This is a genomic window from Actinomadura sp. NTSP31, assembly GCF_041951385.1.
Lineage (GTDB): Bacteria > Actinomycetota > Actinomycetes > Streptosporangiales > Streptosporangiaceae > Spirillospora > Spirillospora napierensis.
In genome coordinates this window covers 1-25,335 of record NZ_JBGNUT010000023.1, presented here as the reverse complement: position 1 = coordinate 25,335, position 25,335 = coordinate 1, and the positions used below count along the sequence as shown (strand labels likewise).

General features: G+C 72.9%; 21 protein-coding genes. 6 read left to right on the top strand and 15 right to left on the bottom strand.

The window, feature by feature from the left end:
* Positions 1–7: 7 nt before the first annotated feature.
* The 7 genes from efeB to mshD all read right to left on the bottom strand — a co-directional run bounded on the left by efeB (position 8) and on the right by mshD (position 7,436).
* Positions 8–1,222: an iron uptake transporter deferrochelatase/peroxidase subunit gene (gene efeB, locus ACA514_RS32390; protein WP_375045075.1), complete on the bottom strand. Its 1,215-nt coding sequence runs from the start codon at positions 1,220–1,222 to the stop codon at positions 8–10.
* Positions 1,219–2,382 carry an EfeM/EfeO family lipoprotein gene (locus tag ACA514_RS32385; protein WP_375045074.1) on the bottom strand — a complete coding sequence of 388 codons (1,164 nt, stop codon included), beginning with the start codon at positions 2,380–2,382 and terminating at the stop codon, positions 1,219–1,221. Before ACA514_RS32385 ends, efeB begins: the two co-directional genes overlap by 4 nt.
* Before the next feature lie 9 nt (positions 2,383–2,391).
* On the bottom strand, positions 2,392–3,168 hold the full coding sequence (pstB, locus tag ACA514_RS32380; protein WP_375045073.1) for a phosphate ABC transporter ATP-binding protein PstB: 777 nt from the start codon (positions 3,166–3,168) through the stop codon (positions 2,392–2,394).
* Between the two features lie 22 nt (positions 3,169–3,190).
* Positions 3,191–4,090: a phosphate ABC transporter permease PstA gene (gene pstA / locus ACA514_RS32375; protein ID WP_375045072.1), complete on the bottom strand. Its 900-nt coding sequence runs from the start codon at positions 4,088–4,090 to the stop codon at positions 3,191–3,193.
* Positions 4,087–5,004, bottom strand: a complete 918-nt coding sequence (gene pstC, locus ACA514_RS32370; protein ID WP_375045191.1) for a phosphate ABC transporter permease subunit PstC — start codon at positions 5,002–5,004, stop codon at positions 4,087–4,089. Before pstC ends, pstA begins: the two co-directional genes overlap by 4 nt.
* 170 nt (positions 5,005–5,174) lie before the next feature.
* Entirely contained in the window at positions 5,175–6,287 is a 1,113-nt protein-coding gene (pstS, locus tag ACA514_RS32365) for a phosphate ABC transporter substrate-binding protein PstS (protein WP_375045071.1), read from the bottom strand.
* 300 nt (positions 6,288–6,587) lie between these two features.
* Positions 6,588–7,436: a mycothiol synthase gene (gene mshD, locus ACA514_RS32360; protein ID WP_375045070.1), complete on the bottom strand. Its 849-nt coding sequence runs from the start codon at positions 7,434–7,436 to the stop codon at positions 6,588–6,590.
* A gap of 97 nt (positions 7,437–7,533) precedes the next feature.
* Between mshD and ACA514_RS32355 the strand changes: the two genes are divergently transcribed.
* Positions 7,534–9,213 (top strand): bifunctional metallophosphatase/5'-nucleotidase, encoded by a 1,680-nt coding sequence (locus ACA514_RS32355; RefSeq protein ID WP_375045069.1) that lies wholly within the window; start codon positions 7,534–7,536, stop codon positions 9,211–9,213.
* A 228-nt stretch (positions 9,214–9,441) separates the two neighbouring features.
* On the opposite strand, the gene ACA514_RS32350 is transcribed toward ACA514_RS32355, so the two are convergent.
* Together ACA514_RS32350 and ACA514_RS32345 are read right to left on the bottom strand one after the other, a co-directional pair.
* A complete protein-coding gene (locus ACA514_RS32350) occupies positions 9,442–10,464 on the bottom strand; it encodes an anion permease (protein ID WP_375045190.1) in 1,023 nt (340 codons plus the stop codon).
* Between the two features lie 134 nt (positions 10,465–10,598).
* Positions 10,599–11,216 (bottom strand): DUF47 domain-containing protein, encoded by a 618-nt coding sequence (locus tag ACA514_RS32345; RefSeq protein ID WP_151539314.1) that lies wholly within the window; start codon positions 11,214–11,216, stop codon positions 10,599–10,601.
* Between the two features lie 217 nt (positions 11,217–11,433).
* On the opposite strand from ACA514_RS32345, the gene ACA514_RS32340 reads away from it, so the two are divergent.
* Complete coding sequence (locus ACA514_RS32340; RefSeq protein ID WP_375045068.1) at positions 11,434–11,637, top strand: heavy-metal-associated domain-containing protein; 204 nt, start codon at positions 11,434–11,436, stop codon at positions 11,635–11,637.
* Between the two features lie 132 nt (positions 11,638–11,769).
* Here ACA514_RS32340 and ACA514_RS32335 read toward each other — a convergent pair whose 3' ends face one another.
* The 3 genes from ACA514_RS32335 to ACA514_RS32325 form a co-directional block, all read right to left on the bottom strand.
* Positions 11,770–11,955, bottom strand: a complete 186-nt coding sequence (locus ACA514_RS32335; protein ID WP_375045067.1) for a hypothetical protein — start codon at positions 11,953–11,955, stop codon at positions 11,770–11,772.
* Positions 11,956–12,145: 190 nt separating this feature from the next.
* Positions 12,146–16,330 (bottom strand): hypothetical protein, encoded by a 4,185-nt coding sequence (locus ACA514_RS32330; protein ID WP_375045066.1) that lies wholly within the window; start codon positions 16,328–16,330, stop codon positions 12,146–12,148.
* A gap of 142 nt (positions 16,331–16,472) precedes the next feature.
* Positions 16,473–16,994 carry a gamma carbonic anhydrase family protein gene (locus ACA514_RS32325; protein WP_375045065.1) on the bottom strand — a complete coding sequence of 174 codons (522 nt, stop codon included), beginning with the start codon at positions 16,992–16,994 and terminating at the stop codon, positions 16,473–16,475.
* Between the two features lie 265 nt (positions 16,995–17,259).
* Here ACA514_RS32325 and ACA514_RS32320 point away from each other — a divergent pair, with 265 nt between their 5' ends.
* Both ACA514_RS32320 and def read left to right on the top strand, forming a co-directional pair.
* Positions 17,260–18,264: a DivIVA domain-containing protein gene (locus tag ACA514_RS32320; protein WP_375045064.1), complete on the top strand. Its 1,005-nt coding sequence runs from the start codon at positions 17,260–17,262 to the stop codon at positions 18,262–18,264.
* Positions 18,265–18,390: 126 nt separating this feature from the next.
* On the top strand, positions 18,391–18,924 hold the full coding sequence (gene def / locus ACA514_RS32315; protein ID WP_375045063.1) for a peptide deformylase: 534 nt from the start codon (positions 18,391–18,393) through the stop codon (positions 18,922–18,924).
* Positions 18,925–19,034: 110 nt separating this feature from the next.
* Here the strand turns inward: def and ACA514_RS32310 are convergent, their stop codons facing one another.
* From ACA514_RS32310 to ACA514_RS32300, 3 genes are all read right to left on the bottom strand, one after another.
* The gene (locus tag ACA514_RS32310) at positions 19,035–20,747 is read right to left on the bottom strand and encodes an ATP-binding protein (protein WP_375045062.1); all 1,713 of its coding nucleotides are present in this window, start codon (positions 20,745–20,747) and stop codon (positions 19,035–19,037) included.
* Complete coding sequence (locus ACA514_RS32305; RefSeq protein WP_375045189.1) at positions 20,747–21,478, bottom strand: response regulator transcription factor; 732 nt, start codon at positions 21,476–21,478, stop codon at positions 20,747–20,749. The genes ACA514_RS32310 and ACA514_RS32305 overlap by 1 nt, the downstream gene beginning before the upstream one ends.
* A 95-nt stretch (positions 21,479–21,573) precedes the next feature.
* On the bottom strand, positions 21,574–22,257 hold the full coding sequence (locus ACA514_RS32300) for a TetR/AcrR family transcriptional regulator (RefSeq protein WP_375045061.1): 684 nt from the start codon (positions 22,255–22,257) through the stop codon (positions 21,574–21,576).
* Positions 22,258–22,346: 89 nt separating this feature from the next.
* Here ACA514_RS32300 and ACA514_RS32295 point away from each other — a divergent pair, with 89 nt between their 5' ends.
* Positions 22,347–23,801, top strand: a complete 1,455-nt coding sequence (locus ACA514_RS32295) for an MFS transporter (RefSeq protein ID WP_375045060.1) — start codon at positions 22,347–22,349, stop codon at positions 23,799–23,801.
* A gap of 216 nt (positions 23,802–24,017) precedes the next feature.
* Positions 24,018–25,178, top strand: coding sequence for a S1C family serine protease (locus tag ACA514_RS32290; RefSeq protein ID WP_375045059.1), 1,161 nt, complete (start codon positions 24,018–24,020; stop codon positions 25,176–25,178).
* The last annotated feature ends 157 nt before the right edge of the window (positions 25,179–25,335 follow it).

Below are 25,335 nucleotides of genomic sequence, written 5' to 3'. Positions count from 1 at the left end.
CGCGCGCCTACTGGAGCAACCCCCGGCCGAGATGATCTACCCGATTCCGGGCGCCCGGAAGAACGAAGAAGTAACCGCCGCCGAACGGTGATATGTAGTCGGTGAGCGGTTCGTCCTCGAGGCGCTCCTGGACGGCCTCGAACTGGCGGTGCGGATCCTGCTGGAAGCAGGTGAAGACCAGGCCCATGTCGAGGTTGCCGGCGGCGTCGACGCCCCGGTCGTAGTTGCAGGCGCGGCGCAGGATGCGGCTGCTCTCGGTGTCCGGGACGCGGGGGTTGGCGCGGCGGATGTGGCTGGTCAGCGGGATGACCTTGCCGATGGGGTCGGCGGCGTAGCGGGGCTCGTCGGTCTCGTGGACGCCGTCGAGCGGCGCGCCGGTGTCGCGGCTGCGGCCGAACATCTGCTCCTGCTCGGGGAGCCCGACCCGGTCCCAGAACTCCACCAGCATCCGGATCAGCCGGGTGACCTGGTAGGTTCCACCGGCGGTCCAGGACGGCTCGTCCCCGCCCGCCCAGACCAGCCGGTTCATCGCGGCGGCGTCGGTGGCGTCGGGGTTGGCGATGCCGTCCTTGAAGCCCATCAGGTTGCGGGGCGTGCCGGACGGGCGGGGCCGGTTGGAGAACCCGTTCATCCGCCAGCGGATCTGCATGCCGCCGCGGGTGTGCCGGCAGATGTCGCGCAGCGCGTGCAGGACGGTGTCGTCGTCGGCCGCGGCGAGGGTGAGGGCGAGGTCGCCGTGGCACCAGGCGGGGTCGAGGTCGTCGCCGGGGAAGGTCCGCATCTTCGTGAGCCGCTTCGGGCGCCGGGACGCGAGGCCGAACCGGTCGTCGAACAGGGACGCGCCGACGCCCGCGGTGACGGTGAGGCCGCCGGCGGGGGCGTCCGGGCCGAGGATGCCGGAGTCGGGCGGCGGTGCGCTGATGCCCGGTTCGGCCGGGACGCCGCCGCCGGTCAGGGTGCGCGCCCGGTCCGTCAGCGTGCGCATGAGGTCGGTGAGTTCGGCCTTGCTCTCGGCGATCACGTCGAACGCGACGACGATCGTGCGGGCCTGCGGCTCCTCCAGGATCCCGGCTTGGTGGACGCCGTGGAAGGGGGCCGCCTTCGGTGCCGGCGTGGACCGTTCCCCCGGTTCCGCCGCGCCCGCGCCGCCGGTCGTGACCGCCCCGGCGACGCCGGCCGCGAGCGCGCCGCGCAGGAACGACCGGCGTCCCGGCCCCGTCACGACGTCCTCCTCACCGCTGCCACCGTCGCGACCGAGGCGAGCCGTTCGACCAGTTCGCCGACGGCGCCGTTGATGCGTTCGCGGTCGGTGGTGCCCAGCTCGTCCAGCGGGGTCCATTTCCCGTGCCGGTGCTGCGCGTCCAGCAGCTTCGCCGTGCGGTCGAGCCAGGTGTCGACGCCGGTCAGGTCCATCCGCGGCTTGAGCACCGGGCGCATCGGGTCGAGGACCGCGCGGGTGCCTTCGAGGTTCGCCGACGCGGTGGCCAGCTCTGTCCCGCTGCCCTGGTCGCCCTTGCCGGTCAGCTCGAACTGCACGGTGTTCTCCAGGATCTCGTGCGCCCGCAGCCCGAGGTCGGTCGGGTCGATCTGCTCGCGCGGGAAATCGTCGATCAGCGCGCGGACGTCCACGGAGAGCCGGTCCGCCGGCTTGCGCAGCGACGCCGCGGACTCCCCGTGCCACAGGCCGTGCTCCACTCGCCGGAACCCGGTGAAACCGGAGTCGTGGACGCCTCCCGGCAGCCCCGCCGGTCGCCCGTCGATCTTGTCGGCGAAGTCGCCGAACGTGCCGTACGCGGCGCCGAGCCGCTCGTAGGCCAGGTGCGCGGGAAGCCACTTCCGGCGCGCCGCGTCCAGGTCGCCCGACCGGACGGCGTCGCGCAGCTCGTCGGTGCGGTCCCGCAGGACGCCAAGGCCCTTGGTCACATACGCACGATAGGACCGCGACGCCGGGAACAGGTCGTTCTGGGCGACCGGGCGGATCGCCGGGCCGCCCGCCGGCCCGCGCACCGACACCTTCGGCCCCGTGACGGGACGCCCGCCCTCCGGGAAGCACCAGAACGCGTAGGTGCCGCCCCCGAGCGTCACCCGCATCGCCCGCGTCGTCCCCGGCCCGACCCCTTCCAGCTCGGCGTAGACCGCCCCGCTGGACGGGTCGATCAGGTCGACCTCGGTGGCGGCGCTGTCGGAGTTGTGGACCGTCAGCGTCTGCGTCCCCGGATGCGGATCGCGCCACCCCTGGCCGCAGTGCGCGCGGTCCGCCTGCACGGCGGCGGCCGCGCCATGATGATCGTCCCCCGAGCACGCCGCCAGGCACGCCGCGAGAACCGCGCACGCGCAGCCGATCGGCAGCCGGGCCCACGCGGACGGACGATCACGGGTCACCGCGGCAGGCTAGCCGAAGCGGCCGGTGATGTAATCCTCCGTGCCCTTCTGCTCGGGGTTCGTGAAGATCTTGCTGGTGTCGTCGATCTCGATGAGCCTGCCGGGCTTGCCGGTGCCGGCGATGTTGAAGAACGCGGTCCGGTCGCTGACGCGGGCGGCCTGCTGCATGTTGTGCGTGACGATGACGATCGTGTACTGGCTCTTCAGCTTGCCGATCAGGTCCTCGATCGCGAGCGTGGAGATCGGGTCGAGCGCCGAGCACGGCTCGTCCATCAGCAGCACCTGCGGCTGCACGGCGATCGCGCGGGCGATGCACAGCCGCTGCTGCTGACCGCCGGACAGGCCCGCGCCGGGCTTGCTCAGCCGGTCCTTGACCTCGTTCCACAGGTTGGCGCCGCGCAGCGACTCCTCGACGATCTCGTCCAGCCGCCGCTTGCCGCGCACCCCGTTCAGCTTCAGCCCGGCCGCGACGTTGTCGTAGATCGACATCGTCGGGAACGGGTTGGGCCGCTGGAAGACCATGCCGACGACGCGGCGCACCGCGACCGGGTCGACCGACGAGGCGTACAGGTCCTCGTCGTCCAGCATCACCTTGCCCTCGACGCGCGCCCCCGGGATGACCTCGTGCATCCGGTTGAGGGTGCGCAGGAACGTGGACTTGCCGCAGCCCGACGGGCCGATGAACGCCGTCACCGAGCGCGGCTCGACCGTCATCGAGATGTCCTCGATGGCGTGGATGCCGCCGTAGTAGGCGTGCAGCCCCGAGACTTCGATCCGCTTGGCCATGGTGGGTTCTTCTCCTATCGGGCTATCGGGAGGACGGCTTGCGCAGCCACGCGACCAGGCGCGCCGCCAGGTTGAGCAGCATGATGAGCACGATCAGCACCAGCGCGCCCGCCCAGGCGCGGTCCACCGCGTTGGCGTTGGGGTCGGTGGACTGGTCCCAGATGAAGGTGGGCAGCGAGCCCTGCGCCCCGCTGAACGGGTCGGTGTTGATCGCCTTCGTGATGAAGATCGTCAGCAGCAGGGGGGCGGTCTCGCCCATGACCCGCGCGACGGCGAGCATGACGCCGGACACGATCCCGGGCAGCGCCGTCGGCAGCACGACGAACATGATCGTGCGCCAGCGCGGCACGCCCAGCGCGTACGCGGCCTCCTTCAGGTCGCCGGGGACGAGCTTCAGCATCTCCTCGGTGGCCCGGACGACGGTCGGCAGCATCAGGATCGTCAGCGACAGCGCGCCCGCGAAGCCGGAGAAGTCCATGCCGAGCGCGAGCAGCCAGAACGCCAGCACGAACAGGCCCGACACGATCGACGGGATGCCGGTCATGACGTCGACGAAGAAGCTGATGGTGCGGCCGAGCCGCCCGTTGCGGGCGTACTCCACCAGGTAGATCGCGGTGAGCACGCCCAGCGGGACCGAGATCAGCGCGGTCAGCCCGACCTGCTCCAGCGTGCCGATGATGGCGTGGTAGGCGCCGCCGCCGGCGTCCTTGCTGGCCAGGCCGTTCATCGAGTGGGTGAGGAACACGCCGTCGAACCGCTTGGCGCCGTTGGAGACCACCGTCCACAGCACCGACACCAGCGGGATGACCGCCAGCGCGAACGCCGCGTACACGAACACCTTGGCGGCGCGGTCCTTGGCCTTGCGCCCCGCCGACACCGACGCGATCGTCGGCGACGAGTCCGTTCCGGAGAGGGAGGTCATGAGAACTCCTTGCGGCGGGCCACGACCGCGCGGGCGCCCACGTTGACGATCAGAGTGATGACGAACAGGACCAGGCCGGACGCGATGAGCGCGCTGCGTCCCGTCGGCCCGGACATGGCGAAGGTGTTGGCGATGTTCGCCGCGAACGTGTTGCCGCCGTCCTTGAGGATGTGCCAGTCGATCCCGGCGGTGGTGGACAGCACCATCGCGACCGCGATGGTCTCGCCGAGGGCGCGGCCGAGGCCGAGCATCGCCGCCGACACCATCCCGGACCGGCCGAACGGCAGCACCGCCATCCGGATCATCTCCCAGCGGGTCGCGCCGAGCGCCAGCGCCGCCTCCACGTGCGCGTGCGGGACCTGCACGAACACCTCGCGGGTGATCGCGGAGATGATCGGCAGGATCATGATGGCGAGCACGACGGAGGCGGTGAGGATCGTCCGGCCGCCGGTCTCGCCGCCGCCGAACAGCGGGATCCAGCCGAAGTAGGAGTTGAGGAACTCCGACACCCCGGTCATCTTCGTGACCAGGAAGTTCAGGCCCCACAGGCCGTAGACGATGCTGGGCACCGCGGCCAGGAGGTCGACGAGGAAGGCCATCGCGCCGGACAGCCGCCGCGGGGCGTAGTAGGTGATGAACAGCGCGATGCCGACCGCGACCGGCACCGAGATGACCAGCGCCAGGAACGAGGTCATCAGCGTGCCGAAGACGAGCTGCGCGATGCCGAACTTCGCGGGGGCCCCGTCCGGGTTCCACTCCTGCGAGGTGATGAAGTTCGCCTTGTCGTCCTGGAGTGCCGGGATCGCCTTCCAGACCAGGAAGACGGCGATCGCCGCCATGATCGCCAGGATCAGCAGGCCGGAGCCGCGGCTGAGCCCGGCGAAGATCCGGTCCCCGGCGCGGCCGGTGCTCATCGAGAGCGCGGGCCGGGGACGCTCCGCCGCCTTGGCCAGGGCGGCGGGGGTGTCGCTCGTCACGGTGTCTCCCTCCTCGCGGTCCGCGTCCGGACCGCTGAGACGTGCGGCGGCCCCGCCGCCGGGATCACCGGCGGCGGGGCTGTGGCTGGTGCCGGAGTCCTCGGCGGTCAGGACAGGCCCTTGACCGTCTCGCGCACCTTGGTGGCGATGTTGTCGGGCAGCGGGGCGTAGCCCTGCGCGGTCAGCGACTGCTGGCCCTCGGTGCTGGAGATGTAGGTCAGGAACGACTTGACGAACGCGGCCTGCTCGGCCGGAAGGCCCTTCTCGCAGGCGATCTCGTAGGTCACCAGGACCAGCGGGTAGGCGCCCGCGACCTTGGTGCCGTAGTCCAGCTTCAGGGCGAGGTCGTTGCCGGTGCCGACGATCTGCGCGCCCTGGACGGCCTTGGAGGCGCTCTCCGGGCTGATCTCGGTGTACTCGCCGGCGCCGTTCTGCAGCTTCGCCGTCTGCAGCTTGTTGTTGCTGGCGAACGACAGCTCGACGTAGGAGATCGAGCCCTCGGTCTGCTTCAGGGCGGTGGAGATGCCGTCGGAGCCCTTCAGGCCCTGGCCGCCGGGGGCGACCCACTTCTTGCCGGGCTCGAACGACCACACGTCCGGCGCGGTCGCCTTCAGGTACTTGGTGAAGTTGTCGCTGGTGCCGGAGTCGTCCGAGCGGTGCAGCGTCTTGATCTCGCTGGACGGCAGCTTGGCGCCGCCGTTCTCCTTGGCGATCGCCGGGTCGTTCCACTTGGTGATCTTGCCGGCGAAGACGCCCGCGAGGGTCTTCGGGGACAACTGCAGGCCGTCGACCCCGTTCAGCTTGTACACGATCGCGATCGGGCCCGGCACCATCGGCAGGTCGATGGCCTTGCCGGCCTTGCAGCGGGCGTCGGCGGGGCCGTGCTCCTCGGGCTTGAGCGCCGAGTCGGAGCCGGCGAAGGCGACCTGGCCGGAGGTGAACGCCTGGACGCCCGCGCCCGAGCCGCTCGGGTTGTAGTTGATGTTCGCGCCCGAGCACTTGGAGGTGTAGACCTTCGTCCACTCCTCGATCGCGTTCTTCTGCGCGCTGGAACCGGCGGCGTTGATCGCGCCCTTGGCGCAGTCGATGTTGGCGGCTGCCGGGCTGTTCGCACCCGTGGTGTTGCCGTCGTTGTTGTTGTCGCTGCCGCAGGCGGACAGGGCCAGCGCCCCAGCGACGACCACACCGCCGAGGGCGGCGAGCCGAGAACCGTTCTTCACCGGGAGGTCTCCTCTTGGATTCGTCGGGCGAGTCCCCCGACCGCCGCTTTGGCACGGTTTGACCAGGTGGCGGGGTCGCCGTCGAAAGCGACGGTAGGCAGGCGAGGTGACCGGACACCCCGATCCAGGTGAACGGAGAATGAACTGGGCCGGACCCGACTGCGAAGAATGTCCCGATTTGGCGTGGCCGCCGGGTTAACAGCGCAGCTCAGACGTACCAAAACCCCGTACGGACCTGGTCATCCCGGTTTGCGCGCAGGGGCACGGGGAAGCGGCCCAGACCGGCCGCGCGAGGGCGGCTTACTCGCCCTTGGCGCCGTACATGACGTCGACGGCGTACCGGGTGAAGCCGAGCGACTCGTAGAGCCGGACGGCGGCGGTGTTCGACTCGTCCACGTACAGCATGAACTGCCCGAGCCCGGAGTCGCGCAGGTGGTGCAGGCCGGCGAGGGTCAGGGCGCGGCCGAGGCCGAGGCCCTGCGCGCCCGGGTCGACGCCGACGACGTACACCTCGCCGACGCCGCCGGGATGCGTCTTCGTCCAGTGGAACCCGGCCAGTTCGCCACCGCGCTCGGCGAGGAAGAAGCCGGACGGGTCGAACCAGTCCTCGGCCTCGCGCTCGCGGACGTCCTCGATCGTCCAGGCGCCCTGCTCGGGGTGGTCCGCGAACGCGCGCCCGTTCACCCGCAGCCACGCCTCCTCGTCGTGTCCCGGCTCGAAGGCCCGCAGCCGGACCCCCTCGGCGATCACCGGCTCGGGCAGCGGCCCCGCGGCGGGACGGCGCAGCTGGAACAGCGCGCGCACACGGTCCATGCCCTCGGACGCGGCGAGCCCGGCGGCGGCGGGCAGATCGCCGTGCGCCCACACGCGCAGCGGGCCGCCGGCCTTCTCACGCAGCGCCCGCAGCAGCGCGCGCCCGTGCCCGCGCCGCCGGTACTCGGGGTGGACGACCAGCTCGCCGGCGGCGGGCTCCTCATCGGTCGCCGGATCGAGATGCGCGTACCCGGCGACCGCGTCGCCGTCGCGGACGACCACGCCCCCGCGTCCGGCGCGCAGCGCGAGCAGCGCGTGCTCCGACAGCGGCGCCACCCCGTCGACGGCGGCGGCCGCCTCGACCAGCGCGCCCACGTCCCCCCGCACCTCGTCCATGATCACAGCCTAACCGCCCGGCGCCCTGGTCAAGTTGTCACAAAACCGTCATCACTCCGCCGATCGCCGTATGCCGGGCCTCTCTAGCGTCCAGCGCATGATCCGACGACGCACCCTCCTGGCCTGTGCCGCCGCGGGGGTCACGGCCATGGGCCTGGCCGCGCAACCCGCGTCCGCGCACCCCAAGCCCCCCGCGTCCGTGCGCCTGCTCGCGCTGAACGACTTCCACGGCAACCTCGAGCCCCCGACCGGCAGCTCGGGCACCGCCATCGACGAGACCGGCGCCGCCGTCCCCGCGGGCGGCGCCGCCTACATCGCCGCCCACCTGAAGCAGCTGCGCAACCGCGACACGCTCACGGTCGGGCAGGGCGACCTCATCGGCGCGTCCCCGCTGATCTCGGCGGCCTTCCACGACGAGCCGTCCGTCCAGTTCATGAACGACATCGGGCTCACCGCCTCCGCCGTCGGCAACCACGAGTTCGACGAGGGCTACCAGGAGCTGCTGCGGATCCAGAACGGCGGCTGCCACCCCGTCGACGGCTGCTCCCCGGCCGGCAAGTGGAAGGGCGCGAAGTTCGACTACCTCGCGGCGAACGTGCTGCTGGAGAAGAAGAACAAGCCGCTCCTCGACCCCTGGACGATCCGCCGCGTCAACGGCGTCAAGGTCGGGTTCATCGGCGTCGTCACCAAGACCACCCCCACCATCGTCACCGCCGACGGCGTCAAGGGCCTGCGGTTCGACGACGAGGTCGAGGCCGCCGACAAGGCCGCCGCGGAGCTGAAGAAGCGCGGCGTGCACGCGATGGTGCTGCTCGTCCACGAGGGCGACAACGTCGGCGCCGGCGAGAAGCCCGACGACTGCGGCATCGTCCCCGGCGCCGGCACCCGCATCGCCCAGCAGGCCGACCCCGACATCGACGTCGTCCTCGCCGGCCACACCCACCAGCAGTACGTCTGCACGGTGAAGGGCCCGGACGGCCGGCCGCGGCTCTACTCGTCCGGCTCCTCGTTCGGCCGGATCATCACCCAGGTCGACTTCAAGGTCGACCAGCGGACCGACGACATCGTCCGCTCGTCGATGACGGCCGACAACCACGTCGTCACCCGCGACGTCACGCCGGACCCGGCGACCCAGAAGTTCGTGCAGACCTGGAAGGACCGGGTCAGCGTCATCGCCGACAAGCCCGTCGGCAAGATCACCGCGGACCTCACCCGCGCCCCGTCCGCCGCCGGCGAGACCGCGCTCGGCGACGTCATCGCCGACTCCCAGCTCGCCGCGATGAAGGACAAGGGCGCGCAGGTGGCGCTGATGAACCCCGGCGGCGTCCGGACCGACCTCAGCTACAAGGCGAGCGGCGCGGAGGGCGATGGCGTCGTCACCTACGGCGAGGCGTTCGCCGTCCAGCCGTTCAGCAACGTGCTCGGCGTGACCTCGCTGACCGGCGCGCAGCTCGACGCCCTGCTGGAGCAGCAGTGGACGTCCGCCGGCGAGAAGATCCTGCAGCCGTCGGCGAACCTGCACTTCACCATCGACCGCTCCAGGCCCGTCGGCGACCGCATCTCGAACATCACCGTCGACGGCACCGCCGTGGACCCGTCCGCCACCTACAAGGTCGCCGCCAACAACTTCCTGCTCGGCGGCGGCGACGGCTTCACGACCTTCACCCAGGGCAAGGACCAGGTCCTCGGCCCCATCGACCTGGACGGCTTCGTCGCCTACCTCACCGCCCAGGGCACGATCACACCCCCACCCCCGACCCGCATCGCCGGCCAGTAAGAACACCACGGCGGAAGGCCCGGCTGAGCAACGGAACGGAAGGCCCGGCTGGGGGACGGGACGGAAGGCCGGACCCCAGCCCCAGGCACGGGCAGGCCCGCGGAGCGAGTGCAGCGAGCGCAGCGGGCCTGCCCGACAGCCGACAGGCCGTTTCCCGCGGAGCTCCAGCGGAGCGTGAAACGGCCTGTCGGCCGCAACGGGGGTTCCAGGGGGCGCCCCCCGGGGAGATCACGCCCAGAAGTGCACGGCCCAGTACACGACGGCGGCGACGATCGCGGCGGCCGGCAGGGTGAGGACCCAGGCCGTCACGATGTTGCCCGCCATGCCCCAGCGGACGGCGGAGAGCCGCTTGGTGGCGCCCGCACCCATGATCGCCGAGGTGATCGTGTGGGTGGTGGAGATTGGAGCGTGCCAGAAGTACGCGGTGACGTACAGGACGATCGAGGCGGTCGATTCGGCCGCGAACCCCTTCGGCGGGTCCACCTCGATCACCTTGCGGCCCAGCGTCCGCATGATCCGCCAGCCGCCCGCGTAGGTGCCGAGCGACAGCGCCCCCGCGCACGACACGATCACCCACAGCGGCACCGAGTTCCCGTTCGAGTGCCCGGTGGTGACGAGCGCCAGCACGATGACGCCCATCGTCTTCTGCGCGTCCTGCAGTCCGTGGCCGAGGGCGAGGGACGCCGCCGACAGCGTCTGCGCGATGCGGAACCGGCGCACCACCCGGCTCGGCTGCGCCCGCCGGAAGATCCACAGGATCGCCACCATCACCAGGTAGGCGAGGGCGAAGCCGACGACCGGCGACACCACCATCGGCACGACGACCTTGTCGACCACGCTGTGCCAGTTCACGTAGGACGACGAGGCCAGCCCGGCGCCCACGACGCCGCCGATGAGCGCGTGCGAGGACGACGACGGCAGCCCGAAGTACCAGGTGATCAGGTTCCAGGTGATCGCGCCGAGCACGCCGGCGGCGATGACGGTGAGGCCGTGCAGCCCGCTCGGCGGGGTGATGACCTCGCTGATGGTCTTCGCGACCTCGACGCCGAGCAGCGCGCCCAGCATGTTCATCACCGCGGCCATGCCGAGCGCCACCCGCGGCGTCAGCGCCCGCGTGGACACCGCCGTCGCGATGGCGTTGGCGGCGTCGTGGAAGCCGTTGGTGTAGTCGAAGACCAGCGACACCACGATGACCAGGACGAGCACGGCCATCTGCGCGTCCGACCGCAGGCCGAGCGCGCCCGCGGCCATCACCAGGACGATCCCGGCGAGCAGCAGCAGCCACGCCCGCCCGCTGACCCGGCGCGTCGCCTGCTCGCCGATGGTCGGGGCGGCGTCCGCCGACGGGTCCCGGACGAGGGTCGAGCCCGGGTCCTCGCCTGCGCTCATGATTCCTTGACCGCGATGGTCTCGACCGTGTTCGCGACGTGCTCGAACGCGTCCGCGGCCTCTTCCAGGCAGTCGATGACCTGCTTGAGCTTCAGCACGTCCAGGGTGTCGTACTCGCCGCTGAACAGCTGCGCCAGCAGCTTGCGGTACACCTGGTCGCCCTGGTTCTCCAGCCGGTTGATCTCGATCCAGTACTCGCTGAGCTCCTTCATGGAGCGCAGCCGGGGCATGGCCTCCGCGGTGAGCTCCGCGGCACGCTCCAACACCTCCACCATGTGCACGATCCCCTTCGGGAACTCGTCGATCTTGTAGAGGACGACGAGGTCGGCGGCCTCCTCCATCTCGTCCATGACGTCGTCGATGGTGGAGGCGAGGCGGTAGATGTCCTCGCGATCGAACGGCGTGATGAACGTTTCGTTCAACCGGCGCATGATCGCGTGGGTGCATTCGTCGCCCGCGTGTTCGCAGGCGCGCATCTTCTCCGCGATCGCCGCCCGATCGGCGCCGTCGCTGATGAGCTCCACGAGCAGCCTGGCGCCGGTGACCAGGTTGTTCGCCGAGTCGGCGAACATGTCGTAGAAGCTGTCCTCACGCGGCGTGAGACGCAAGCGCACGTCGTTCTCCTGATGTGCCGGAACAGTCCGGAGAGGATCGTAGGCGCTACCGGCCGTAAAGAGAACCTTTGCCCCAGCTTCGGCCGGTGTCCCCCATCCTCCCACCTACAAGATTGCCCTAGATCACCAGGTACATACCCCTGCGGTTGCACCGATCCAGGCGGCTGCGCATAGGCTCGGGGCCGGAACACCGGCCGTACGGAGAGTGACGACGAGCGTGAGTGAGATTCGTTACAGCGTCCCGGCGATCAGCTGCGGGCACTGCGTGACCGCCATTGGCGGCGAGGTCCGGCAGGTGCCGGGCGTCAGCGAGGTGACGGTGGACGTCGACACCAAGCTCGTCACCGTCCGTGGGGACGGGCTGGACGACGCGGCGCTGCGCGCGGCGATCGACGAGGCGGGGTACGACGTCGCCGGCTGACCTGCGGGTTCCCGATGCCGGACGGCGGATTCCGGATACCGGACGGCCGGATAACGGACGGGCTCGCGGGGGCACCGCGGACGCGAACCGGGGACGTCCGAGCCGGACGTCCCCGGGCGGATCTGGCCTCCGCTAGTCCTGCGCGGTCAGCTCGCGACGACCGGCCTCGCCGGAACGCACCCCGAGCACCATGTCGATTTCCGCGATGGTCAGCGGCCGCTCCGCCGCCGCCACCGCACTGAGCATCTCGGCATAGAGTTCGATCTCGTCCAACGCGACGCGGTCGTGGACGCGCAGATCAAGGTTCTGCTGGCGCACCGCGCCCACCTCCGTTCGTCCCCACACCCGTCTCGAGGCTACGCGTCGAACCCCGGCGGGCACATGACCCAAGAGGGCCATTCGAGGGCCACCCACACTCGTGGTCTTCCCGGGTCAGGTGGGCATGATGCACCCGATCAGCGGGGAGGGGTCCCGGCCGACCGCTGTCAGGCGCCTCGACGGGCCGCTGTCAGGCGCCCCGGTGGAAGTCGCCGAGCATCTGCTCCAGCGGCGTCTCCGGCAGGTCGCGGGCGGTCAGCCGCGCCACCGTCGCCGCGTTGACGTCGGCGCCCGCCAGCCGCGCCGCCTGCCGCGCGATCGTCTGCTCGAACAGCGCCCGGACGGTGCGGGCGTAGGCGAACGACGGGTCCTGGCGCAGCCGCTCGAACCGGGTCAGCAGCTCGACCCGCAGCTCCTCGTCCAGCATGTACAGGTCCCGCTCGGCGTACTTCTGGAAGAGCCGGACCATCTCCCGGTCACTGATCCCGGCGAACTCCACGATCCGCCCGAACTCGGCACGGAACTCGGGGTTGCCCGCGAGGAAGCCCTCCATCTCCGCCGCCGGGCTGGAGCAGACCACCACGAACCGCCCGGCGCGCTCGCGCATCCGCCGCAGCAGCTCGATCACCACCGCCGGACTGCGGTCCAGCACGTAGGCCTCCTGGATCAGCAGCACGCCGCCGAGCGCCTGCTCGACCATGCCCGCGACGCGGCTCTCGGTGTCCGGCTGGTCGCGCCCCGCCAGATGCACCGGCCGGCACGCCACCACGTGCCCGGACTCCAGCAGCCCGAGCGCCGCGTAGACGCCGCCGACGAGCCCCGCCACCGTCGTCTTGCCAGTCCCCGGCGGCCCCACGAAGACCAGGTGGTGGCCCTCGCGGTCCGCGACCCCGTACCGGACCCGGTCCGCCGACCGCGCCGCCTCGTCCGCCAGCTCCCGGACGACCGCCTTGACGTCGTCCAGCCCGGTCAGCTCGTCCAGCCGGCGCAGGTAGCCATCGATGTCGCCGGGCGGCCGCAGCGCCGGCTCGATGCCCTCCGCGACGCCGTTCAGGTCGTCCGGGGTCAGCACGAGCCGGTCGTGGGACGCGCCCGCGCGCGCCATGTTCCGCCGGCTCGCCTGGTCCAGGTAGGCCTCCACCAGCCGCGCGTTCACGAGGTCACCGGGCCCGCGGAGCCGCTCCAGGTCCTCCTTGGCGGCCTCCAGCGCGGGCGCCCCGATGGTGACGCGCCGCTCGCCCGCCAGCAGGTGCAGCAGCGTCATGCGGTTGTCCAGGCCGCTGAAGTCGGGCATCCGGTACACGCGGAACGCCTGCACCAGCTTCGGGTGCTCGCGCAGCAGCCGCTTGTACGCGCGCGGCTCGCACGTCGCGATCAGCGGCGTCGTGTTCACCGGGTCGCGGCGCGCCCGCCGCACCGCGCCCGTCACCGCCACCGGATCCGGCGCGGCGGCGATCGCCACGTCCAGCCGCTCGAACAGGATCGCCGGGCCCGGCTGCCGGAGGATCCGCTCCATGGCCTCCATCGGCGCGTCCCGGACGTCGTCGGCGTCGTGCGCGCGGAGCGCCCCGTCGCCGATGCCCGCGTCCGCCAGCGTCAGCGCGATCAGCCGGGCCAGCCTGCGCTGCCCGGTGTGCGGCTCGCCGACCAGCAGGACGCCCGGGACGCCGGTCGGCGCCGCGCCCGGCCGCCCGTCCACCCGCGTCGCCTCGGCGCCCTCGCCCGCCGGTGCGTTCCACTCCTCGGCCTGCGCGCGCAGCTCGTCGAGCAGCCCGCCCGCGTCGTGCTCGCCGGACACGAACCCGATCCCGAACCGTTCGAGGGTCGGGCGCCGGCCGCGGTCCTGCGGCGGCGGGATCTCGTGGACGGGCCGCTCCGGCGCCGGCGTGTCGTCCAGGAAGTCGAAGTCGCCGATCATGGTCTCGGACATGACCCGGGTGCCGGGGCCGGGCGGCGGCGCCTGCGCGGGGCCGTCCTCGATGTCCTCCGGGCCCAAGATCCGCGTCCCGGGCGGCTGCGCGCCCCCTCGGGGCGGCTGCATGGCGGACACCTGCGGGGTGCCGTCCTCCACCCGCGTCGCATACCCGGCCCCGACCGCGGGCGGCCTGGGCGGCGCGCCCTCGTCCTCGGTGCGTGTCGCGTACGGATCGAACGCGGCAGGCTGTTCCGGCGCAGGCGGCCCCTGAGCGCCCTGCGGATTCTGAGCGCCCTGCGGATTCTGCGCGACCGGCGGGTTCTGCACGGCCGGCGGGTTCTGCGCGGCCGGCGGGACGTTCGCGCCAGGAGGCAGCCCCTGCACCGGTGGACCGGCGCCGGGCCGCTGATAGCCGAGCTGCGTGTACGGCGGCACCACCGGCCCGTCGTGCTCGTCTTCCTCGGGCGGCGAGAATCCACCGGGCTGCGGCGGCCCCGCCCCACGGTCGGGCGACGTGGCCTCCTGGTCCTGCGCCCCGAACCCCGGGGCCTGGCCGCCATAGGGCCCTGGCGTGGGCCCGGCGGCTTCCTGCCGCATCGCAGCCGCATCGCCCTGCACACCCGGAAGGGGCGCGGGCGGGGCGGCGCCGAAGCCCGGATAGGGAGGCTGCTGTCCGCCCCCGGAAGGCAACGGCGCCTGGCCGGCGTCCGCATACGGTGCGCCCTGGTCGGGCCGCTGGCCGTGCGCGGGGCCCGGGACGCCCGGTATCGGGGAAGCACGCTGGAAGCCGAGTTCGGTGTAGGGCGGCGCCACGTTGGCATCGCCCTCGTCGGCGGGCGGGGACCCTCCGATCACCGGATCCGGCGGCACGAACCCGCCGACCTGCTGCGGCCGTCCCGCCGGACCGGGCGCGTTCTCCCAGCCCGGCTGGGCCGGCGGCTGGACGAACGGCTGCGCCGGGCCCTGCGGCTCCGGCGGCCGGGGCGACGAGCCGGGCGCCACCCCCGGCTGGCTCTGCATGCCGACCTGCGGCGACGGCGGCGGGTTCGGCGGCGGCGTCTGCGTCGGCGCGGCGGCGGTCGCGCGGGCCCGGGTCCGTCCGATGATCCCCGCGATGATCGCGGTGGGCACGGGGAAGCCCCGGGGGCGCGCGGGCATCCCGCCGAGGCGGCACCACGCGAGGTCCAGCTCGTACATCGCGGCGAGGAGCGTCTCGGCGTCCTCCCCGGAGCAGGCCGACCCCAGCGGCTCCGGCAGCCGCAGGTCGGCCGGCCACAGCCGGCGCAGCGGATGCCCCTTCTGCTCCGTCACCGCCTGCACCGTGTACCGGATCTCCGGGTCCAGCCACGGGACGATCGAGTCCGCGACGTCCTTGCGGACCACGTCCAGGTCGGCGGCCAGCAGCGCCGCCGCCACCATCCGCGGCTCGGTGTGGGCCGGATCCGCCGGATCGCCCGCCGACCGCGCGAGAGCCTCGCTCAGCGTGTAGAAGGCGTGCCGGAAGTTGTCGCCCGGCGAGCTCTCGTTCCGCAGCGCCGGCACCAGATGCGGCGGGCACCTCGTCAGCCACTGCTGGACGATCGCCTGGTCGCCGTACGGAAGCGCGCCGTAGTCCACGGTGGGGTTGCTCAGCGTCGTGCCGAGGATGGCCAGCAGCGCGTCCGCGCGGATCTGGAACCGCACGTCGTCCCGCAGCGCGCTCGCGACGGCCCACATCGTCCGCAGGACGACCACCGCCGCGTCGACCCGGCTGGCCCGCAGCCGCTCGGAGTACAGCCCGACGAGCGTCTCCAGCGGAGGCGGGGTCATCCAGCGCGGACCGTCCACGTCCGGCAGCGGCCTGGCCCGGTACGGCTTCCACAGGTCGAGCATCTGCGCGTCCAGCCGGGCGTCGAACGCCGGCGCCGACGCGCACCACATCATCACGCCCCACGCGACCGCCACCGTGGACGGCATCTCCTGTGTGAACTGGGACCACCAGTGCGGGTAGTCCGGCGCGGGCAGCGCCGCCGCGGACTCCACGGTCGCCCGGACCTGCGCCGTCAGCTCGCTCGCGAACCCGTGCCCGACGAACGGCAGCGACGGCGGCGGATCGTAGGAGAAGTCGGGCCCGGCCGGGATCACGTGCGGCGGCAGCTGCGGGACCTGCATCCCGCCCTGCTGCGCGGGGCGCGCCGCCATCCGCACCGCGTGCGTCCGCGGCGGCGGGCACAGGTACCACTGCCCGTCCGACGGGTGCAGCCGGTACCACCGGGCCCACGCCCCGAACAGCCACCACGTCCCGTCCGGCAGCACGAGCATGCGCCCGGCGATGGCGTGATGGCGCTGCTGAGGAGGCGCCGACGGCCACCATTGGGCGGCCACCATCGCCCTCGTGTCGCGCTCGGCCTCCGCGAACGGATCCTGCCCCATCGGGGGGCTGGGCGGCGGAGCACTGCCATAGCCCGGTCCCCACACCACGTGGGTCATGGTAGTCAGACAGAACGCCCTCGAACTCCCCCCGGATCCACCCGCCCGCCATCCCCCCAGCTCAAACCCCCAACACCGAAGGCGGGCGGCGAGCGGGGCGGCGGGCGGCGGGGCGGGGCGGGGCGGGCCGGGGTCAGCGCCAGGTGGCCTGGCTGTGGCGTTGCGCTTTCTGCATGTAGACGTCGGGGGTGTGGGCGAGCACCAGGCGGTCGGCGTCGTTGAGTTCGCGCACGATCTTGCCCGGGGTGCCCGCGACCAGGACGCCCGGCGGGATCTGCTTGCCCGGCGGGACCAGTGCGCCGGCCGCGATGAGCGTGCCCGCGCCGATCCGGGCGCCGTTCAGCACGATCGCGCCGATGCCGATGAGCGACCCGGTCTCGACGTGCGCGCCGTGGACCATGGCCTTGTGGCCGAGGCTGACCCGGTCCTCCAGGACGGCGGGCAGGCCCGGGTCCGCGTGCAGGCAGCTCAGGTCCTGGATGTTGCACTCGTCGCCGACCACGATCTCCTCGTCCTCGCCGCGCAGCACCGAGCCGTACCAGACGCTGGACGCCCGTCCCAGCGTCACCCGTCCGACCACCACCGCGCCGGGCGCCACCCACGCCCCGGCGTGGATCTTCGGTTCGTCCTCGCCCAGCGACCCCACATAGCTCATGCGCCCGATGCTACGGGGACGGGCCGGATCCGGTCGGCGACACGAGGGCGCAGGTAGGGGCGTTTTTTCGTGAAATTGGATAGTTTGTCGCTCCTCGCCACCTGAAGAAACGACAGCGAGAAGGGCGTTCCGGTTGCGCGATCGGGGCGGATCACACGAGAGTCGATGCTGACGTTTCTGCTGCGGGCCCGCTGACCCGGCGGGTGAGGATTCGCAAACCGACCCTGACGGGGTGATACCCCCGCCAACGACCCCCCAAGGCATCATGAGCAACGAAGCCGAAATCCTGCCGAACCTCCTCCAAGACGAGTCCTTCGAGATCGTCATGCGCGGCTACAACCGCCGCCAGGTCGACGACTACATCGCCCGCGCCCAGCAAAAGCACCGCGAGCTCGAGGCCCGGCTCGCCCGTGCGCAGGACGACGCCGAGCGCGTCCGCCGGGAGATGGCCGAGGTCCGGGAGGCGCGCAAGCCCACCGGCGACGACCTGAGCGACCGGCTCCGCCAGATCATCAACCTGGCCGAGGACGAGGCGCAGGACAAGCTCGCCGAGGCCGAGGCCAAGGGCGCCGAGATCCGCAAGGACGCCGAGCAGGAGTCCAAGCGCATCGTCGACGACGCCCGCGCGCACGCCGACAAGAACCTCTCCCAGGCGCAGGAGAAGGCCGACCACATGCTCGCCGCCGCCAAGAAGGAGTCCGACAGCGTGCTGTCGGCCGCCAAGCAGGAGGCGGAGCAGACCGTGACCAGCGCCCGGCTGGAGGCCGAGCGCACCCTCACCGCGTCCGAGCGCCGCGCCAGCGTGATCAACGAGGGCGCCACCCAGCGGCTCACCTCGCTGACCAAGAACCACACGCAGGCGCTGCAGCGGCTCACCGAGATCAGCGAGACCCTGCACCGGCTGCTGACCGCCGAGAACGAGGCCGGCCCGCTGGAGAAGATGGTCGAGGACGCCGTCCGGCAGTCGCCGCCGCGCAAGCAGCCGGCCCCGGCGCAGCCCGCCCCGTCCGGCGGCCCGTCCGGCGCCTCCTCCACCGCACCGTCCGGCGCGACCGGCCCCAAGCCCGTCCCGGCGGCGGCCAAGCCCGCCCCCGCGCCGGCGCCGGCCATGAAGAAGCCCGAGCCGGACGCCCCGGCCGCCGCCCCCGCTCCGCCGGTCCCGCCGCAGGCCAAGGCCCCGCGGACGATCGAGGACACCGACGCCGGCCCGTCCGCCGGCCCCTCCCCCATCACCCCGCCGGCCCCCCGCGGGCCCGCCGACCCGAGCTGATCCCGAGCCCAGCAGCGACGTCACGGCTCTCCGCAGCGGTGCGCCCGGCCCCACGCCGGGCGCACCGCTGCGCGTCCGCGTCCGCAGGCCGGGGCCGGGCCGGGGCCGCCGCATAGGATCATCAGGGTGAGCAAGAGGACCACTACGCGCAACGGAACCGCCCGCCCGATCCGGCTCCTCGGGGACCCGGTGCTGCGCACCGAGTGCGATCCCGTGCGGACGTTCGACACGGCCCTGGAGAGGCTGGTCGACGACATGTTCGTCACGATGTACGAGCAGGACGGCGCGGGAGTGGCCGCCAACCAGGTCGGCTCCGGCCTGCGGGTCTTCGTGTACGACTGCGAGGACGACCGGGGGCGCAGGCACGTCGGCCACGTCGTCAACCCGGTTCTCGTGGCCGCCGACGGGGAGCTGGTGGTCGAGTCCGAGGGGTGCCTGTCGCTGCCCGGCATGCGCTTCGAGACGGCCCGCCACGCGCACGCGGTGGTCGAGGGCGTGGACGTGCGGAACAGGCCGGTCCGCGTGGAGGGCACCGGGTACTTCGCCCGATGCCTCCAGCACGAGTGCGGTCATCTCGACGGCGAGGTCTACATCGACGTCCTCTCCGGGGACGTGCGGCGCGAGGCCATGCGGGCGATCCGGGCTCTCCAGCGTCCGTGACCCGCGTCGGTGCCTTCCCCATGGGCTCCTCCTGTCCGAACCGATGAGGCCATGCTCCGGCACCCGGGCCGCAAGCAGAAGTAGAACGTCGTTCTGTGGATAACCCGCGCTCAGTCGGCGTCGAGCGGGAGCAGCACCCGGAAGGTGGCGCCCTCGCCCGGGGTGGAGTCGACCTCCACCAGGCCCTCGTGCGCGGCCACGAGGGCGGCGACGATGGCCAGGCCGAGGCCCGTGCCGGTACGTCCGTCCTCGCGCGAGCGGGACGGGTCGGCGCGGTAGAAGCGCTCGAAGACGCGTTCGGCCTGGTCGGGCGAGAGGCCGGGGCCCTGGTCGACGGCCTCCAGCGCGGCGGCGGGCGCGCCGCGCAGCGTCCCCGGGGACAGTCGGACCTCCACCGGCGTGCCCGGCGGCGTGTGCGCGACCGCGTTGGCGAGCAGGTTGCCGAGGACCTGCCGCAGGCGCGGCTCGTCCCCCAGCACCTGGTAGGCCAGGCCGCCCTCGACCGACAGCTCGATCGAGCGGTCCGGCGCGACGACCCGGGCCTCCTGGACGGAGTCGGCGGCGACGGCGAGCAGGTCGACCGGGCGCCGTTCGACGGGCCGCTGCCGGTCGAGCCGGGCCAGCAGGAGCAGGTCCTCCACGAGCAGGCCCATCCGGTTGGCGGTCTCCTCGATCCGGCCGATCATCCGGCCGATCTCCTCGGGGGTGCGGGCGGCGCCCTGCCGGTAGAACTCCGCGAAGCCGCGGATCGCGGTCAGCGGCGTGCGCAGCTCGTGGCTGGCGTCGGCGACGAAGCGCCGCATCCGCTCCTCGGACCGGCGGGCCGTCTCCTCCGAGCGCCGCGCGGCCGCCTCCGACTCGGCGCGGGCGCCGAACGCGGCCTCGATCTGCGCGAGCATCGCGTTCAGGGACCGGCCGAGCCGTCCCATCTCGGTGCGCGGATCGGCCTCCGGAACGCGCCGGGCCAGGTCGCCGGCCGCGATCGCGCCGGCGGTCTCCTCCACCTCGGCGAGCGGGCGCAGGCTGGCGCGCACCACCCACACCCCGAGGACGACCAGCACGGCGAGCACCAGCAGCCCGATGATCACGTCGATGGCGATGAGCCGATCCACGGTCCGCTGGACCTCGGCCAGGCTGACCGCGACGAGGACGGTGGCGCCGGTGCCGGAGATCGGCTCGGCGAGCACCCGCCACTGCGCGCTCGACCCGCCCGTCCCGGACACGGTGAACGGCCGGTCGATCCTGCCGCCGAGGCCGCCGGGCAGCCGCGGGGAGCCGCGCTCGCCCACCGCCGGGCTCTCCCGGAGCGGACGGCCGTTCGCGTCGCGGACCTGCGCGTACATCTCGCTGGGCACCCGGACGTTGAGCTGCAGGCCGCCCTGCTGGGTCACCTGGATCATGACGCGGCCGACCGAGGAGCGCAGCTGGTCGTCGGCGCGCCCGACGAGGTACTGGCGCAGCACCGAGGTGCCGGCCGCGCTCATCACGGTCATCCCGAGGGTGACCAGGACGAGCATCCCCGCGATCAGCTTCATCTGCAGCGGCGACCGCGACCACAGCCGGCGCGCCCACGACGGCCATCGCGAACGCCGCGGCTCTTCGGGCCCGTGGTGCGCGGAGTGCGCACCGGACATCATTCCCGCAGCGTACGCACCGGACGTGTCCCCGGGTTCGGGCATTGCGGGCGCCGCGCCGGCGCTTCGCGCGCCCGAGGCCACCGAGCGGTCGCCGTACGAGCCGGGCTCACCGGGCGTGCTGGACGCGGCGGGCTCGCCGGGCCTGCCGGACGCGGCGGGGACGGCGCCCGGGACGCGCGGTTCCATCAGGCCGGAGGTTCTCTCAGGACGTAGCCGACGCCGCGCAGGGTGTGGATGAGACGCGGTTCGGCGTTGTCGACCTTGCGGCGCAGCGCGGACACGTAGGACTCGACGATGCCCGCGTCGCCGCGGAAGTCGTAGTTCCACACGTGGTCGAGGATCTGCGCCTTGGACAGGACGCGGCCGGCGTTCGCCATGAAGTAGCGGAGCAGCTTGAACTCGGTCGGCGAGAGCTGGACGGCCTTGCCGCCGCGCCAGACCTCGTGGCTGTCCTCGTCGAGCTCGACGTCGGCGAACACCATCCGGGGCGGTGGTTCGGCGACGCCGCCGCGGTAGCGGCGCAGCACGGCGCGGATGCGCGCGATGACCTCCTCCAGGCTGAACGGCTTGGTGACGTAGTCGTCGCCGCCGATCGTCAGGCCCTTGATGCGGTCCTGCACCGCGTCCCGCGCGGTGAGGAACAGCACCGGGGTGTGGTCGCCGCCGGACCGCAGCCGCCGCGCGACGTCGAAGCCGTCGATGTCGGGCAGCATCACGTCGAGGACGATCAGGTCGGGACGGTGCCGGCGCGCGGACTGGACGGCGTCGGCGCCGTTGGTCGCGGTGAGCACCTCGAAGCCGGTGAAGCGCAGGCTGCCGGCCAGCAGCTCCAGGATGTTCGGCTCGTCCTCGACGACGAGCAGCGTCGCCTCGGATGTGCGCGCGCCCGCGCCCGCGTTCGCCGTCCGTTCAACCAATGACACGCTCTCCCTCCAGGGTCGCCTTCGACGTTCCCACCCGAACCTGAATGTCCCCTGAAGGTGAGCCGAGCATTCCCTCCACCCGGTGCGTCCTATCCGCCGGCGGCGGCCTCGGCCTCGATGGCGCGGATGAGCATGGCGAGTTCGGTCTCGAAGACCTCGGCGGTGGTGATGTCGCGGAGGTGGGGCGCGGCGGCGTTCAGCCGGGGCAGGCCCTCGCGGTCGCCGGCGCGCGCGCCGAGGCTGGCGTTGCGGTGCCGGTCGATGGGGTCGCCGTGCGCCTCGCGGTGCATCCGGCCGAGGACGAGGTCGATGAACACCAGGTAGTGGCGGGCCGCGGCGCGTTCCCCGAGGCCGGCGTCGGCGAGGATCTCCAGGATCGTCTCGACGAGCCGCAGCGCGCCCGGTCCGTGGTCGCCACGGGTGACGATGGCGTCGATGGTGCCGGGGTAGGCGCCGAGTTCGCGGCGCATTCCGGCGGCGACGCGGCGCAGCCGTTCGGGCCAGAGGCCGGTGCCGAGGTCGGGCGGGACGACGTCGTGCGCGGCGATCGCGTCCATGACCAGCGCGACGAGCTCGTCCTTGCCGGAGACGTGCCGGTAGAGCGCCATCCGGGAGACGCCGAGGTCGGCGGCGAGGGTGCGGATGGTGAGGGCGTCCAGGCCGTCCCGCCGGGTGATCTCCAGGGCGGCGGCGACGATCTGCGCGCGGCTGATGCTGCCCCAGGGGCGGCGCTCGCGGGCGGGCGGCCCCTCAGGCGGGTCGGACGCGGACATGCGGAAACCGTAGCCGACCATCTTGCGGACATCTGTCCGCAAGAATTAGCTTCGCCTTACCTAACTCCCGAGACGGAAGGGCGGACGAGATGCCCGAAGGGAAGGAAAGGACCCCGGCGGCGCTGACGGCGGCCCTGCTGATGGCCGCGTTCCCCGCGAGCCTCGCGCAGACGATCGTCATCGCCGCGCTGCCCGTGCTGCGGGACGAACTGGACGTCCCGGCCGCGCAGGTCACCTGGACGCTGACCGCGTTCATGCTGGCCGGGGCCGTCGTCACGCCGATCGCCGGACGGCTCGGCGACCTGTACGGGCACCGCCGGATCCTGGTGGCCTGCCTGCTGCTGTGCACCGCCGGGACGGCCGCCGCCGGCCTCGCCGCCGCCGCGCACTCGTTCGGCTGGCTGGTGGCGGGGCGCGCCCTGCAGGGCACGGGCTCCGGGGCGTTCCCGCTCGCGCTCGGGATCGCCCGGTCGGCCGTGCCCGCACGCCGCCTGAACGGCATGGTCGCGCTGGTCAGCGCGGTGTTCGGCATCGGCGGGTCGGTCGGGATGGTGATCGCCGGCCCGATCGTCGACGCCGCCGGGACGCCGTGGCTGTTCTGGGTGACGCTGATCCTCGCCGCCGCCGCGCTCGCGCTGTCGGTACGGCTGCCGGCCACCCGTCCGGGCGGGTCCGGACGGGTCGACCCGCTCGGGGCGGTGCTGCTGTCGGCGACGCTGGTCTGCCTGCTGCTGGCGATCAGCCAGGGCCGCGCGTGGGGCTGGGGTTCACCGCGCGTCACCGGGCTGTTCGCGGGGTCCGCCGCGGCCCTTGCCGTGTTCACCGCCGCCGAGCTGCGCGTCCGCGCGCCGCTGGTGGACCTGCGGGCGCTGCGCGGGCGCGGGCCGCTCACCACGAACCTGGCCACGCTGGTCGTCTGCGTGGCGATGTTCGGCTCGATCACGCTGGTGCCGCAGTTCGTCCAGGCGCCGCGGACGTCCGGCTACGGGTTCGGGCTGTCGGCGTCGGCCGCGGGGCTGCTCATGGTGCCGATGGCGGCGCTGATGCTGCTCGCGGGCCCGGCCGCGCCACGGATCGCCCGCCGAGCCGGGTCCCGCGTCCCCCTCCAGGCCGGGACGGTCTGCGCGGTCGCCGCGTTCGCGCTGCTGGCCTGGGCGCACGGGGCGCTGTGGGAGGTGTACCTCGCCTGCGCGGTCATCGGGGTCGGCTACGGGCTGGCGTTCGCGTCCATCGGGAACCTCGTCGTGGAGAACGCCGCGCCCGGACAGACGGGGGCCGCGACCGGCGTCAACACCATCGTGCGGACGGTCGGCGCCGCGATCGGCGCGCAGCTCGTCACCGCGATCCTCGCCGCGCGCACCGCGTCCGCCGGGGCGCCCGCGGCCGAATCCGGATACACGGCCGCCTTCGCGGTCCTCACCGTGACCGGGGCGATCGCGCTGGTCATCGCTGCCGCCATTCCCCGCCGGACAGGAGGGGCGCGCGATTCTCAAAGATCGGACGGTGCGGATTCAGGCAACGTTCAGGTACGTGCGCTTGAGTAGTCCGCACAGGGCGCGCCCCGGTCCGGACAGGGGCCGGATCCCGCGCCCTGGCCATTCCTCCGGGCCGCCGCGGCCGAGAGGGCGACACGCCGCACGCCCTCCCGGCCGCGGCTTTTTTTGACACCGGCTTTATCCAGCACACTTTCAGGTGGGGTCCAGGTGGGTTCCAGAACTCCGGCGCAGATTGATAGGTGACGGCAAGACGAGGGAGTTCACATGGACACCGGCAGGCCCGAGGAGCCACAGCAGCAGGCTTGGGATCGGCACGTCGCCGGATCCGGGCGGCGCGCACCCTACGAGCAGCAGGCACCGTACGAGCAGCAGGCACCGTACGAGCAGCAGGCGGCAAGCGAGCAGCACGCGGCACCGGAGCAGCACGCGGTGCCCGGACGTCCCCCGGGCCCCGAACGGCCGGACTTCGCCCCGCACGGGCAGTGGCAGGAGCAGGGAACCTGGCACGCCGCGCCGATGGCGGGCGGGGGCGCGGCCGGACCGCCGCACTGGGACGTCCCGTCGCCCGGGGCCGCCGAGCCGGCCCGCCGGGGCCGGATGTGGACGGCCCGGCAGAAGGCCGCGGCGCTGGTCGCGGGCGCGGCGCTGGCCGTCGGCGCGGGCGGCGCGGGAGCCGCGGTGGCGATGGCGTTCACCGGTCACGACACCGTCTACTCCAGCCCGGTCGCCGTCTCCGGCGCCTCCAGCAAGGCGAGCACGACCGCGCAGGTCGCCGCCGCCGTGCAGCCGAGCGTGGTGTCGATCAGCAGCCGGTCGCAGATGAGCGAGAGCGAGGGGTCCGGGGTGATCCTGCGCTCGGACGGGGTGATCCTCACCAACGCGCACGTCGTCTCCGGCGGCGGGCAGCTCTCGGTGAAGTTCAGCGACGGCAGGACGGCGAACGCGACGCTGCTCGGCTCCGACACCGCGAACGACATCGCGGTCATCAAGGCGCAGGGGGTGTCCGGGCTGAAGCCCGCGACGATCGGCGACAGCGGCAGGCTCGCGGTCGGCGACACCGTCCTCGCGGTCGGCAACCCGCTCGGCCTCAGCGGCTCGGTCACGTCCGGCATCGTCAGCGCGCTCGGCCGCCAGGTGCAGGAGGGCGACTCCGGCGGCGGGCAGCAGGAGCTGCCGCCCGGCCTGCAGGGGCAGGTGACCCAGCAGCAGGAGGCCGTCATCGAGAACGCGATCCAGACCGACGCGGCGATCAACCCGGGCAACTCCGGCGGCGCGCTGGTCAACAGCGCCGGGCAGGTGATCGGCGTCAACACCGCGATCGCGACCTCGGGCAGCAGCTCCGGCAACATCGGCGTCGGCTTCGCGATCCCGATCAACCAGGCGAAGCAGGCCGCCGACAAGATCATCGCGAGCGCGTCCGCGTAGAGACCCGCCGGGGAACGCCGTCCGGCCTTGCTCTGGGGGGAGCGGGACGGCCGGGCGGCGGGCCCCGGTGCGAGGGGCCGCACACCGGACCGGGCCGGGTACCGGGTGCGGCCCCGGCATGGGAGAGCGGCCGCGCGACCCGCGAGCGGGTCGCGCG